Origin of the sequence: Burkholderia sp. BCC1999 (genome assembly GCF_905339975.1) — a bacterium.
Classification (GTDB): domain Bacteria; phylum Pseudomonadota; class Gammaproteobacteria; order Burkholderiales; family Burkholderiaceae; genus Burkholderia.
Window position 1 is genome coordinate 51,330 of the sequence record NZ_CAJPHP010000021.1, and the last position, 12,515, is coordinate 63,844.

At 66.1% G+C, this 12,515-nt stretch carries 10 protein-coding genes; 6 read left to right on the plus strand and 4 right to left on the minus strand.

Annotated elements, in window-relative coordinates; all coding sequences use genetic code 11:
* Positions 1 to 47 precede the first annotated feature (47 nt).
* From U5809_RS26545 to U5809_RS26555, 3 genes are all read left to right on the plus strand, one after another.
* Positions 48 to 1,304: an ABC transporter permease gene (locus U5809_RS26545; RefSeq protein WP_322088742.1), complete on the plus strand. Its 1,257-nt coding sequence runs from the start codon at positions 48 to 50 to the stop codon at positions 1,302 to 1,304.
* Positions 1,305 to 1,350: 46 nt separating this feature from the next.
* Positions 1,351 to 2,187: an ABC transporter permease gene (locus tag U5809_RS26550; RefSeq protein ID WP_282510962.1), complete on the plus strand. Its 837-nt coding sequence runs from the start codon at positions 1,351 to 1,353 to the stop codon at positions 2,185 to 2,187.
* 215 nt (positions 2,188 to 2,402) lie between these two features.
* On the plus strand, positions 2,403 to 3,821 hold the full coding sequence (locus U5809_RS26555; RefSeq protein ID WP_282510960.1) for an MFS transporter: 1,419 nt from the start codon (positions 2,403 to 2,405) through the stop codon (positions 3,819 to 3,821).
* A 55-nt stretch (positions 3,822 to 3,876) separates the two neighbouring features.
* Here U5809_RS26555 and U5809_RS26560 read toward each other — a convergent pair whose 3' ends face one another.
* Positions 3,877 to 5,610 carry a S53 family peptidase gene (locus U5809_RS26560; RefSeq protein ID WP_322088694.1) on the minus strand — a complete coding sequence of 578 codons (1,734 nt, stop codon included), beginning with the start codon at positions 5,608 to 5,610 and terminating at the stop codon, positions 3,877 to 3,879.
* 648 nt (positions 5,611 to 6,258) lie between these two features.
* Between U5809_RS26560 and U5809_RS26565 the strand changes: the two genes are divergently transcribed.
* Genes U5809_RS26565 through U5809_RS26575 form a run of 3 tightly spaced genes read left to right on the plus strand, consistent with a single transcriptional unit; the run spans position 6,259 to position 7,441 of the window.
* Positions 6,259 to 6,582, plus strand: a complete 324-nt coding sequence (locus U5809_RS26565; RefSeq protein ID WP_176046339.1) for an ArsR/SmtB family transcription factor — start codon at positions 6,259 to 6,261, stop codon at positions 6,580 to 6,582.
* Complete coding sequence (locus U5809_RS26570; protein ID WP_322088695.1) at positions 6,582 to 7,013, plus strand: SRPBCC domain-containing protein; 432 nt, start codon at positions 6,582 to 6,584, stop codon at positions 7,011 to 7,013. The genes U5809_RS26565 and U5809_RS26570 overlap by 1 nt, the downstream gene beginning before the upstream one ends.
* Positions 7,010 to 7,441: a DUF1801 domain-containing protein gene (locus U5809_RS26575; protein ID WP_322088696.1), complete on the plus strand. Its 432-nt coding sequence runs from the start codon at positions 7,010 to 7,012 to the stop codon at positions 7,439 to 7,441. Before U5809_RS26570 ends, U5809_RS26575 begins: the two co-directional genes overlap by 4 nt.
* 103 nt (positions 7,442 to 7,544) lie before the next feature.
* Here U5809_RS26575 and acnA read toward each other — a convergent pair whose 3' ends face one another.
* From acnA to U5809_RS26590, 3 genes are read right to left on the minus strand one after another with little or no spacing between them, the layout of a single operon-like run.
* Positions 7,545 to 10,262 (minus strand): aconitate hydratase AcnA, encoded by a 2,718-nt coding sequence (gene acnA / locus U5809_RS26580; RefSeq protein ID WP_322088697.1) that lies wholly within the window; start codon positions 10,260 to 10,262, stop codon positions 7,545 to 7,547.
* A gap of 52 nt (positions 10,263 to 10,314) precedes the next feature.
* Entirely contained in the window at positions 10,315 to 11,766 is a 1,452-nt protein-coding gene (locus U5809_RS26585; RefSeq protein WP_322088698.1) for a bifunctional 2-methylcitrate dehydratase/aconitate hydratase, read from the minus strand.
* A 23-nt stretch (positions 11,767 to 11,789) separates the two neighbouring features.
* Entirely contained in the window at positions 11,790 to 12,305 is a 516-nt protein-coding gene (locus tag U5809_RS26590) for a hypothetical protein (protein ID WP_050011294.1), read from the minus strand.
* Positions 12,306 to 12,515 lie beyond the last annotated feature (210 nt).

The following is a 12,515-nucleotide window of genomic DNA, read 5'->3' on the forward strand; positions in this document are numbered from 1 at the left end:
CGGCATTCCGCCGGAACGTGCCCGGCCGGAGAGAACCGTTGAATACGATGACGATCGCGCCTTCCTCGCCGTCGACCGCCGCGCTCAAGCGCGAGCTGAAGGCTGCCGAGGCCCGCAAGCGCACGATGGCGCTGCTGCTGGTCGCGCCGCTCGCGACTTTCCTGCTGCTGATCTTCGTCGTGCCGATCGGCACGCTGCTCACGCGCGCAGTGCAGAACCCCGAGATCGCAACCGCGTTGCCGAATACGGTCGCCGCGCTGTCGGGCTGGGACCGCAAGGCGCCGCCGGCCGACGCCGCGTATGTCGCGCTCGCGGCGGACATGACGAAGGTGGCCGACAGCGAGGCGATGGGTGCGCTCGCGCGGCGGCTGAACACCGAGATTCCCGGCTATCGCTCGCTCGTCGCGAAGACGGCGCGTGCGATGCCGCTGAAGGGCGACAACGACGCGGCGCTGACGCCCGCGCAGACGCGCGAGAAAATCGTCGATCTCGATTCGCGCTGGGGCGACGCCGCGTACTGGCAGGCGATCGCGAAGAACGGCAGCCAGGTATCGCCGTTCTACCTGCTTGCCGCGCTCGACCACAAGCAGGACGGCTTCGGCCACATCGTGCAGGCCGATCCCGACCAGTCGATCTATCTCGCGATCTTCGGCCGCACGTTCGTGATCGGCATCGCCGTCACGCTGTTCGCGCTGCTGCTCGGCTATCCGCTCGCGTACTGGATCTCGACGCTGTCGGAACGGCGCGCGAACCTCGTGATGATTCTCGTGCTGATTCCGTTCTGGACGTCGGTGCTCGTGCGCGTCGCCGCGTGGATCGTGCTGCTGCAGAGCGAAGGGCTGATCAACAAGGCGCTGATCGGTAGCGGGCTGATCTCGCATCCGCTGACGCTGCTGTTCAACCGCGTCGGCGTGTACATCTCGATGACGCACATCCTGCTGCCGTTCATGATCCTGCCGCTATACAGCGTGATGAAGTCGATCCCGCCGACCTACCAGCGTGCGGCCGTGTCGCTCGGCAGCCATCCGTTCGCCGCGTTCTGGCGCGTGTACGTGCCGCAGACCTATCCGGGCGTCGGTGCGGGCGCGCTGCTCGTGTTCATCCTCGCGATCGGCTACTACATCACGCCCGCGCTGCTCGGCGGGCCGAACGACCAGATGGTCAGCTACTACGTCGCGTACTTCACGAATGTGACGATCAACTGGGGCATGGCGTGTGCGCTCGGCGGGCTGCTGCTGGCGGCGACGCTCGTGCTATACGCGGTGTACGGGCGCTTCACGCGCACCAACGTGAGCCTCGGCTGAGCGCCCGGGCAGAAATACGTCACGAAACGGGAAGGGGATTCGGACCATGAAACTCGCCAGGCCGGTGTTCGCGCCGCATATGTCGTTCGTCGAGCGCGCGTGGTACGTCGCGTTGCGCGTGCTCGTCGTGCTGACGCTGCTGTACCTGATCCTGCCGGTGCTCGCGATCGTGCCGCTGTCGTTTTCGTCGAGCACGTTCCTCGTCTATCCGATCCCGGGCTTCTCGACGCGCTGGTACGAGAACCTGATCGCATCGGACGAGTGGCGGATGGCCGCGAAGAACAGCTTCATCGTCGCGCCGTCGGCGACCATCGTCGCGACCGTGCTCGGCACGCTCGCCGCGATCGGTCTCACGAAAGCCGACTTCCGCGGCAAGGGGTTGCTGATGGCCGTGCTGCTGTCGCCGATGATCGTGCCGGTTGTCGTCGTCGGCGTCGGCATGTACCTGTTCTTCGCGCCGCTCGGGCTCGCGAACACCTACACGGGGCTGATCGCCGCGCACGCCGCGCTTGGCGTGCCGTTCGTCGTGACGACGGTCGCCGCGACGCTGCAGGGCTTCAACCAGAACCTCGTGCGTGCGAGCCTGTCGCTCGGCGCGAACCCGGTGTCGACCTTCTTCCGCGTGACGCTGCCGGTGATCGCGCCGGGCGTGATGTCGGGTGCGCTGTTTGCGTTCGCGACGTCGTTCGACGAAGTGGTCGTCACGCTGTTCCTCGCGGGAGCGGACCAGACGACGCTGCCGCGCCAGATGTTCACGGGTATCCGCGAGAACATCAGCCCGACGATCGCTGCGCTCGCAACGATCCTGATCATCTTCTCGACGAGCCTGCTGCTGGCGCTCGAATGGCTGCGCGGGCGCAATGCGCGGCGCGCGGTGAGCTGATCCGTCACGCCCGGCACGAGGCGCCGCCGCGCATGGGGCGCGCGGCGCATTTTCTTTCATTTTGCTGACCGACGACGCGGCCGCCTGCACGTTCGATGCGGCTCTGCAACAATACGGGGCGCGGCGGCGCGCGTTCCGTGCGGTGCGACCGGAACGCCGCCGCGAGTCCAATCCGCGACGTGGCGCAACGCGTCGCTCGTCAGCCGAGCCTCATCTTGTCCGAATTCGCTACCCCCGCCGGCGCCCATGAGCCGGCCGTCAACTGGCGCGCGATGTCCGCGGTGCTGCTGGCCGTCGCGCTCGCGACGCTCGACACTGCGATCGCGAACACCGCGCTGCCCGCGATCGCCGCCGACCTGCATGCGTCGCCGGCCGCTTCCGTGTGGATCATCAACGCATACCAGCTCGCGATGGTCGCGACGCTGCTGCCGTTCGCGTCGCTTGGCGACATCGTCGGCCACAAGCGCGTGTATATCGCCGGGCTCGCGGTGTTCACGCTCGCATCGCTCGGCTGTTCGCTCGCGTCGACGCTGCCGATGCTGACGGCCGCACGGATCGTGCAGGGCTTCGGCGCGAGCGCGATCATGAGCGTCAACGTCGCGCTGATCCGCGGCCTGTTTCCCGCGCACCGGCTCGGACGCGGCGTCGGCTTCAACGCGCTCGTCGTCGGCGTGTCGTTTGCGGTGGGGCCGACCATTGCGTCGCTGATCCTGTCGGTCGCCGCATGGCCGTGGCTGTTCGCGGTGAACGTGCCGCTCGGCGTGATTGCGCTCGCCGTGGCGATTCCGTCGCTGCCGCAGACGGCGCGCGGCAAGCATGCGTTCGATCCGGTCGCCGCGCTGTTCAACGTGATCACGTTCGCGTCGCTGATCTTCGCGCTCGGCGAATTCGCGCAGCGCGGGCCGCTTTCGATCGTGTTCGCATCGGCCGCGGTTGCGCTCGCATTCGGCTGGCTGCTGATCCGCCGCCAGGCCGGGCACCCGGCGCCGATGCTGCCGGTCGACCTGTTTCGCCGGCCGGTGTTCACGCTGTCCGCGCTGACGGCCGTGTGCGCGTTCGCCGCGCAGGGGCTCGCGTTCGTGTCGCTGCCGTTCTATTTCGAAACCGTCCTGCATCGCAGCGCGGTCGAAACGGGCTTCCTGATGACGCCGTGGTCGGCGATCGTCGCGTTCGCCGCGCCGATCGCGGGGCGGTTGTCGGATCGTTATCCGCCCGGCCTGCTCGGCGCGATCGGGCTCGCGTTGCTGAGCGCGGGCATGGTGTCGCTCGCCGCGCTGCCGGTGTCGCCGAGCGTCGTCGACATCGGCTGGCGGATGATGCTGTGCGGCGCGGGCTTCGGTTTCTTCCAGTCGCCGAACCTGAAGGCGCTGATGTCGAGTGCGCCGCCCGAGCGCAGCGGTGGCGCGAGCGGGATCATTGCGACCGCGCGGCTGATCGGGCAGGCGACGGGTGCGGCGCTCGTTGCGCTGTCGTTCGGGATCGCGGGGCGCCACGGGCCGACGCTTGCGTTGATGCTCGGCGCAGGGTTCGCCGGGGCCGCGAGCGTTGCGAGCGGGCTGAGGCTGTTCGCGCCGTCGCATCGGGCCGGTGTGCCGGCCGCACCGGAACGCGCGAAGGAGCGGGCGGTGGAGTAGGCGTTATAAACCGGCGCGCGGCAAACGCTGCCGCGCGCCGGCCTTCATGCATCGATCAGAACCCGCCCGACTTGATCAGCTGGTTGAGGTTCGCGATGTTCAGGCTCCCGAAGCCGGTCGTCAGATCCCAGCCGGTGCCGGCCGTATAGCCATACCCCTGATATCCGTTGTTGCCCGACACGACGTCATAGCGCACGAGCGACGGGTTCGACGGAATGTCCGCATAGAAGTTGCCGGCCGGGAAGCCGAGGCCCGTGCCGTTCGCCGCGAGCAGGCGCGCCCAGAAGCCCGTGAAGATCGGCGCGGCGAGGCTGGTGCCGCCGATCTGCTGCAACTGGCCGTAGTTGTAGATGTACGCGCCGGTGCTTTGCGCGGCGTCGAACGACACGTCCGGCAACTGGCGGTTGCTGCCCGATTGCCACGACGGCGCCGGCAGGATCGTGCTGACGCCGCCGCCCGTCGCCCACAGCTTGCCGTTGCCGTCGAGGCCTTCGTTCCACACCGTTTCGTTCGAGAACGCGCCTGCCGACGTCGTGTAGAGCGTCGTGCCGCCGATCGCGAGCACGTGCGGCGACGCGGCCGGCCACGATACCGTGTAGTTCGCGCCGTCCGGATAGCCGCGATTGTTGCACTCGTACACGCCTTCGTCGCCCGACGACACCGAGAACGTCTGGCCCTGGGCGGCTGCCGTCGTGAAGATCTGCTCCTCGGCGTCGATCGTGCCGTCCGCATTCGCGTCGGTCTCGCACCAGCCGAGCGACACGTTGATCACCTTCGCGGTGTTGTCCGACACCGCGCGGTTGAACGCCTGCGTGAGCCCCGTGTTGCCGCTGGCGTTGAGGTCGGCCATGTAGAACACGAGCTTGCCGACCTGGCCGCCGGCCGAGCCGACGATCGACTGGCTGTCGAGATCCCATTCGCCCTGGCCGTCCTGGTCGTCGGTGTAGCTGCCGCCCGAGCCGTTGGTCTGGACGGTCTGCGTCGAGACCGCGCCGTAACCGTTGCTCGACGTGAACTGCTTCAGGTCCTGCAGCGTTTGCGACACGCCGCCGATCGTGATGATGCCGACGGTCACGCCGGCCGCGGTCGGCACGCCGGTCGCGTTGTAGAGGCCGGGGAATTCCTTCGGATAGTGGCCCGTCGCCGTGCCGGCCGCGAGCGCCTGCGGCTTCGCCACGTTGCCGATGCGCAGCATCGGATGCGCACGCGCGACGCTCTGCAGCCCGAGCACCGAGCCGACGACGTTGCCGAGCGCGCTCGGGACCTGCGCGGTCGATGCGTTCGCGAAGCCCGAGCGGCCCGCGTACTCGAAATGCACGAGCGACGTGTTGAATGCGGTCTTCACGGTGCCGGCAGTGCCGCGCGCGGAGACCAGCAGGCGGTTAGGCGCGACTTCGACGTTCACGAAGCCGCTCTTGTGCAGATAGTCGACGACCGACTTCACCTGCGCATCGGTCGGCGCGTAGTTGGCGAGGAACTGCTCGTGCGTCAGGTAATGACGGTAATGCGCGCTGCCGGGCCGGTTCACGTCGCGCGCCAGTTGCTTGAGTTGCGCCGCATTGCGCAGCTTCAGGCTGACGACGACGTTGGTCGTTTCACCGGCTGCCAGTTCGAGCGACGGCGCCGCACTGCGCGCCATCAACTGCGGGCCGGTCAGAAAGGCCTTCGTATGGGTATCGACCCAATCCGTCGTCGCATGCGCCGCAGCGGCAGCGAACACGAACGGTGCCACGCACGCCAAGCGGCGGGGCGACGGAAGGGGCAGGGCGAACCAGGCATTCCTTTTCATCGGGAGTCCTTTTTTAGGAGAGGCGACGTTACTGGAACCCCCGGCCCTTGTGGGGCCGCGAGCGGTGACGAGCGTAGGGCGTCGGTGTCGTTCGGGTAGCTGCCAGTTTCCACAGCTGTCAGTTCTGACATCGACGCGTGCCGATGCAGGCGTGGTGCCGGACACGGCTGCGATATCGCGTGCGGCGAACGGAACCGGTTCGTGGCACGACAGCGTGGCAACGCGTGACGTTGGTACGCACGAGTTGATCGTCGCGACGTCGAAACGCGCGCGATCGCGGAGCGGAAGGACGCGCGAATACGTGGCGTTTGCGTGTCCGTTGCCGCGCACCGAGTCGCACTATGTGGTCAAGCGAAGCGATGCGGCAGGAACGGATCCGCGCGTGCACAAAAAAGGGGCCGGTCAAACGCAAGCGTTTCCCGAACTGTGGAACGGCCCACCGGGCAGTCTTGCAGGCGGCTTTCGGATCGCGTGTCGCGATTGTGGATTAGAGGGAATGCTCGAATTCCGCGGCGGGCGCGAGCCGGCGCGACGCACACCTTTACCGCTCAGGATCGGACGATACCGTCCATGAAATTCCGCCTTGACGTGCGCCGTTCAGCAGATATTCTTCAATCCATAACCAACGGGTTATGGATTTTGGACGACATGCAGAACGCTCACGACATGCTTTTCAGGACGCTTGCCGATCCGACGCGCCGCGCGCTCTTCGAGCGGCTGTGCGCGGACGGCGAGTTGACGGTTGCCGCGCTGACGGCCCATGCGGGCGTCTCGCAACCGGCCGTGTCGAAGCACCTCGGTGTACTGAAGCAGGCCGGGCTCGTGAATGACCGTCACGAAGGCCGGCAGACGCACTACAGCGCGCAGCCGCAAGCGCTGGCCCCGCTGATCGACTGGACGAGCCAGATGGCAGGCTTCTGGCAGAACCGGTTCGATGCCCTCGAAGATCTGCTCAAAAGGATGGATCAATAATGAACCAAGCCACGACCGAAACGTGCTCCGTCGTCGTCGAACGGGACCTGTCCCATCCGCCGGAGAAGATCTGGCGCGCGCTCACGCAACCGCACCTGATCGAGGCATGGCTGATGCAGAGCGACTTCGAGCCCGTCGCGGGCCGTGCGTTCAGCTTCCGTGCGGACTGGGGCTCGGTCGACTGCACGGTGCTGGCGATCGAGCCGCCGCACACGCTGTCGTACACGTGGGCCGCGTACGGCCTGGAGAGCGTCGTCACGTGGACGCTCACGCCGACGCCGGCCGGCACGCACCTGCGCATGGAGCAGGTCGGTTTCCGCGCGGATCAGGAACAGGCGTACCGCGGTGCGCAGCACGGCTGGGTACGGTTCTTCGAGTCGCTCGAACAGGTGCTGGCGCGCCCCGATGAAGGCACGGAGGCCCGCGCATGAGCACAACGGACCTCACGCCGTCGGAGCGCATCGATGCGCTGATTGCAGGCATTGCCGACTGGCGCGGCAAGACGTTCGCCGACCTGCGTCAGACGATCCTCGCTGCGCAAGAGGGCATCGTCGAGGAATGGAAGTGGATGGGCAGCCCCGTCTGGTCATGCGACGGGATGATCGCGGTGGCGAACGCGCACAAGGGCAAGGTGAAAGTGACCTTCATGCACGGCGCGCAGCTCCCCGATCCCGACCAGCTGTTCAACGACGGCCTGGACGGCAATGCGCGACGCGCGATCGATTTCTTCGAGGGCGACCGGATCGACAAGCGGGCCCTGAAGACGCTCGTGCGGGCGGCGATCGAATACAACCGCACGCATCTGAAGAAGAACGCGCGAGGGGCGGCGGCGAAGGCGCGCGGAGAGAAGGCGGCGTAGGGCGACGTAAGGCGCAGGCAAAAAAAGCCCGACACGAGGTCGGGCATCCAAATCGGCCGCAACCGCCCGCGAGGCGGCTGCGGCACCTGCAAAAGCAGGGCGCTTACGCTGCGAGCAGCGAGCGCAGCACGAACGGCAGGATACCGCCGTGCTTGTAGTAGTCGACTTCGATCGGCGTATCGATGCGCAGCAGCACCTGCACGCGCTGCGATTCGCCGTTCTTGCGGTTGATCACGAGCGTGACGTCCTGCTGCGGCTTGAAGTCGTCGCCGAGGCCTTCGATGTCGTACGTCTCTTCACCGGTGATGCCGAGCGACTGGATGCTGTCCGAGCCCTTGAACTGCAGCGGCAGCACGCCCATGCCGACCAGGTTCGAGCGGTGGATCCGCTCGAAGCTGCGTGCGATCACGGCCTTCACGCCGAGCAGCTGCGTGCCCTTCGCGGCCCAGTCGCGCGACGAGCCCGTGCCGTACTCTTCACCCGCGAACACGACGGTCGGCGTGTCTGCGCCCACATACTGCATCGCCGCGTCGTAGATCGACTGCTGTTCGCCGCTCGGCTGATGGATCGTCAGGCCGCCTTCGACGCGCGAGCCGTCCGCCTTCGCCGGGATCATCAGGTTCTTGATCCGCACGTTCGCGAACGTGCCGCGCATCATCACGTCGTGGTTGCCGCGGCGCGAGCCGTAGCTGTTGAAGTCGGCCTTCTGCACGCCGTTTTCCTTCAGCCACTTGCCTGCCGGCGAGTCTTCCTTGATCGAGCCTGCCGGGCTGATGTGGTCGGTCGTGACCGAGTCACCGAAGATGCCCAGTGCGCGCGCGCCCTTGACCGTCGGGATCGACGCAGCCGGTTCCATCGAGAAGTCGTTGCCGAAGAACGGCGGCTCGGCGATGTAGGTCGACTTCGGCCAGTCGTAGACCTGGCCCGATTCGCCCTCGATCTTGCTCCAGAGGTCGCCCTTCTTGGTCAGCTTCGAGTAGTTGTCCTCGAACTTCTTCGGATCGAGCGCGAACTTGAGCAGCGCGTGGATTTCGTCGCTCGTCGGCCAGATGTCGCCGAGGTAGATGTCGCGGCCGCCCTTGCCCTTGCCGACCGGTTCCGTCATCAGGTCGCGCGTGATGTTGCCGGCGATCGCGTACGCGACGACCAGCGGCGGCGACGCGAGGAAGTTCGCGCGGATGTTCGGGTGGATACGCGCTTCGAAGTTACGGTTGCCCGACAGTACGGCCGCCGCGACGATGTCGTTCTTCGTGATCGCTTCGTTCAGTTCCGGCGTCAGGTCACCCGCGTTGCCGATACAGGTCGTGCAGCCATAGGCCGCGACTTCGAAGCCGAGCTTCGACAGGTAGGGCAGCAGGCCCGTCTTCGTCAGGTACTCGGTGACGATGCGCGATCCCGGCGCGAGCGAGGTCTTGATCTTCGGATCGACCGTGAGGCCGGCTTCGACGGCCTTCTTCGCGAGCAGGCCGGCGGCCAGCAGCACGCTCGGGTTCGACGTGTTCGTGCACGACGTGATCGCGGCGATCAGCACGTCGCCGTTCTTGACGTCGACGTTGTTGCTCGTCGTGTACTGCGTGTTCAGGTCGTCCGCCTTCTTCGCGAAGCCGTTTTCCGCGACCGGCTTCGAGAACAGGTCGGTGAACGTCGACTTGACGTTGCCGATCTCGATGCGGTCCTGCGGGCGCTTCGGGCCGGCCAGCGACGGGGCGACCGTCGCGAGATCGAGCGTCACGACCTTCGTGTAGTCGATGTCGCCGGCCTTCGGGATGCCGAACAGCTTCTGTGCCTTGAAGTAGTTTTCGAACGCGGCGATTTCCGCCTTCGTGCGGCCCGTGCCTTCGAAGTAGTCGATCGTCTTTTCGTCGACCGGGAAGAAGCCCATCGTCGCGCCGTATTCCGGCGCCATGTTGCCGATCGTCGCGCGGTCCGGCAGCGACAGCGACTTCGTGCCTTCGCCGAAGAACTCGACGAACTTGCCGACGACCTTCTCCTTGCGCAGCATTTCCGTGATCGTCAGCACCAGGTCGGTAGCCGTCACGCCTTCGCGCAGCCTGCCCTTCAGCTCGACGCCGACGACGTCCGGCGTCAGGAAGTACACCGGCTGGCCGAGCATGCCGGCTTCCGCCTCGATGCCGCCCACGCCCCAGCCGACCACGCCGATGCCGTTGATCATCGTCGTGTGGCTGTCAGTGCCGACGAGGGTGTCCGGGTAGTACACGGTGTCGCCGCCGTCCGCCTTCTTGTGGACGCCGCGCGCGAGGTATTCGAGGTTCACCTGGTGGACGATGCCGACGCCCGGCGGCACGACCTTGAACGTGTCGAAGGCCTGCATGCCCCACTTCATGAACTGGTAGCGCTCGTTGTTGCGCTGGAATTCCAGTTTCATGTTCAGGTCGAGCGCGTCCTTCTGGCGGAAGTAGTCGATCTGGACCGAGTGATCGACGACGAGATCGACCGGGACCAGCGGCTCGATCTTCTTCGGGTTCTTGCCCGTGCGCTCGGCGACGCCGCGCATGGCCGCGATGTCGGCAAGCAGCGGCACGCCCGTGAAGTCCTGCAGCACGACGCGCGACACGACGAACGGAATCTCGTCGACGCGCTTCGCGGTCGGCTTCCAGTTCGCGAGCTGCTCGATGTGCTCTTCGGTGATTTTCTTGCCGTCGTAGTTGCGCAGCACGGACTCGAGCACGATACGGATCGACACCGGCAGGCGTTCGATCTTCGTCTTCAGTTCCTTGCCGAGCTGCGGCAGCGAGTAGAACTTGCCTTTGCCGGAACCGCTGTCGAATTCCTTGAGGGTCTTGTGGAGATTGTGGGCCATGGTGATTTTCCTGGGTTTAAGGCTAGGAAACAAAGAGTCCTGTAGATGACGGCTATATCACATACAAGTCGACGTACTCATCGACCGGCATCGCTTCGAGCTTTGCCTGGTCCAGCGACACGTCGAGAATCGCTTGTTGCTGCTTTGCCGGGAAACGGCGGGCGAGGTTGGTCCGGAACTTCTCGACCAGGAGCGGGATGCCGTCGGTGCGGCGCCGCCGGTGGCCGAGCGGATATTCGACCGCCACTTCGGCAAGCTTCGATCCGTCCGTGAACTCGATCGTCAGCGCATTCGCGATCGATCGCTTGTCCGGATCGTGATAATCCTTCGTGAATTGCGGATCCTCGACGCATACGGTCTTCGCGCGCAGCGCGTCGATGCGGGGATCGGCGGCGGCCGAATCTTCATAGTCGGCCGCGGTCAGCCGGCCGAACAGCAGCGGCACGGCGACCATGTACTGGATGCAGTGGTCGCGGTCGGCCGGATTGGCGAGCGGGCCCTGCTTGTCGATGATGCGGATCGCGGCCGCATGCGTGCGGATCGTGATCTTGCTGATGTCGTCGGTCGTGCGGCCGGCGGCGGCGAGCTGCGCGTGCAGCTGCAGCGCGGCCTCGGCGGCCGTCTGCGCATGGAATTCGGCGGGGAACGCGATCTTGAACAGCACGTTTTCCATCACGTACGTGCCGTACGGGCGCTGGAAGCGGAACGGCTTGCCGTCGAACAGCACGTCGTAGAAGCCCCAGGTCTTTGCGGTCAGCGCCGACGGGTAGCCCATTTCACCCGTTTTCGCGATCAGCGCGAGGCGCACCGCGCGGGACGTGGCATCGCCGGCCGCCCACGACTTGCGTGAGCCCGTATTCGGTGCGTGGCGGTAGGTGCGCAGCGCCTGGCCGTCGACGAACGCGTTGGATACCGCGTTGATCAGCTCGTCGCGCGTGAGCCCGAGCAGCCGGCCGACGACGGCCGTCGACGCAACCTTCACGAGCAGCACGTGATCGAGCCCGACCGCGTTGAATGAATTCTCGAGTGCGAGGCAGCCCTGGATCTCATGGGCCTGGATCATCGCGACCAGGACGTCGCGCATCGGGAGCGGCTTCCGGCCGGCCGCGACGGCCGTACGGGAGAGCCAGTCGGCTGTCGCCAGGATCCCGCCGAGATTGTCGGACGGATGACCCCATTCGGCGGCGAGCCAGGTGTCGTTGAAGTCCAGCCAGCGGATCATCGCGCCGATGCCGAACGCGGCCTGGACGGGATCGAGCTGGAAGGACGTGCCGGGCACCTTCGCGCCGTTCGGCACGATCGTGCCGGGCACGACGGGGCCGAGCAGCTTGGTGCAGGCAGGGTAGGACAGCGCCTCGAGTCCACATCCGAGCGTGTCGATCAGGCAATGACGCGCCGTCTCCAGCGCGAGCGCGCTGTCGATGCCGGCGTTCAGCACGTAGTCGACGATATCGACGAGTACCGTATCCGGAGCAGGGCGGACGTTGGAGACCGGGGCGGACATCGAGGGGCCGAGGGGGAACGCGCTTAGTTCGTTGCCGGCTTCAGCTCGTTCGATTGCGTCGGCGCTGCCGTGCCTTGTGCCATTTCCGGCGTCACGCATTCGTCCGCGAGGCGCTCGCCGCCGTTTGCGTCCGAGAACAGCATGGCCTTGGTCGGGATCACGACCAGCTTGAAGCCAGCTGCCGGATCGTAGAACGTGTCGGCGCCCGTCGTCGTGGCCTGACGCGGCAGCTTGTAGTTTTTCTTCGCCCAGTGAACCGTGACCACCTGGTCGCGCTTCATGTCACCGGCGAGGTCGAACGACAGACCTTCCTTGCAGGACCACTTGACCGCGCCGTCCGGTACCGGATCGACCTTGGCGGCCGCACGTGCCTGTGCCTTCTTGCTGCGCGGGATGATGCGCTTGGCCGGCGCCGGGCGCTTGGCGGTTGCCTTCTTCGCGGTCGTCGTGGCCGTACCCTGGGCAAACGCGCTCGGAGCCGACACCAGCATCGTGGCGGACAAGGCGCCGATAGCGGTAGCGATCAGGAGTTTCTTCATGGAGTCAGAACCTTTCGATAATCAGTTGACAAGGGCCGGCAATCGAAACTGCCGGCCGGTTTGAAACTGCACGCGCCCCGAAAGCGCGCAGCGGCCGCTATTTTCACCTATTTGGCCGCGTACATATCAGGTTTTCGGGCTCCGTTACGTTTTTTGTCGTTTCGCAAACCTCTGTCCGGTTTGCGCATCGGCGAATGCATGAAATTCGTG

Coding starts and splice junctions, on each gene's coding strand:
- acnA (WP_322088697.1), bottom strand. CDS start 10,262: ATGGCCCACAATCTCCACAAGACCCTCAAGGAATTCGACAGCGGTTCC.
- U5809_RS26550 (WP_282510962.1), top strand. CDS start 1,351: ATGAAACTCGCCAGGCCGGTGTTCGCGCCGCATATGTCGTTCGTCGAG.
- U5809_RS26565 (WP_176046339.1), top strand. CDS start 6,259: ATGCAGAACGCTCACGACATGCTTTTCAGGACGCTTGCCGATCCGACG.
- U5809_RS26575 (WP_322088696.1), top strand. CDS start 7,010: ATGAGCACAACGGACCTCACGCCGTCGGAGCGCATCGATGCGCTGATT.
- U5809_RS26585 (WP_322088698.1), bottom strand. CDS start 11,766: ATGTCCGCCCCGGTCTCCAACGTCCGCCCTGCTCCGGATACGGTACTC.
- U5809_RS26570 (WP_322088695.1), top strand. CDS start 6,582: ATGAACCAAGCCACGACCGAAACGTGCTCCGTCGTCGTCGAACGGGAC.
- U5809_RS26545 (WP_322088742.1), top strand. CDS start 48: ATGACGATCGCGCCTTCCTCGCCGTCGACCGCCGCGCTCAAGCGCGAG.
- U5809_RS26560 (WP_322088694.1), bottom strand. CDS start 5,610: ATGAAAAGGAATGCCTGGTTCGCCCTGCCCCTTCCGTCGCCCCGCCGC.
- U5809_RS26590 (WP_050011294.1), bottom strand. CDS start 12,305: ATGAAGAAACTCCTGATCGCTACCGCTATCGGCGCCTTGTCCGCCACG.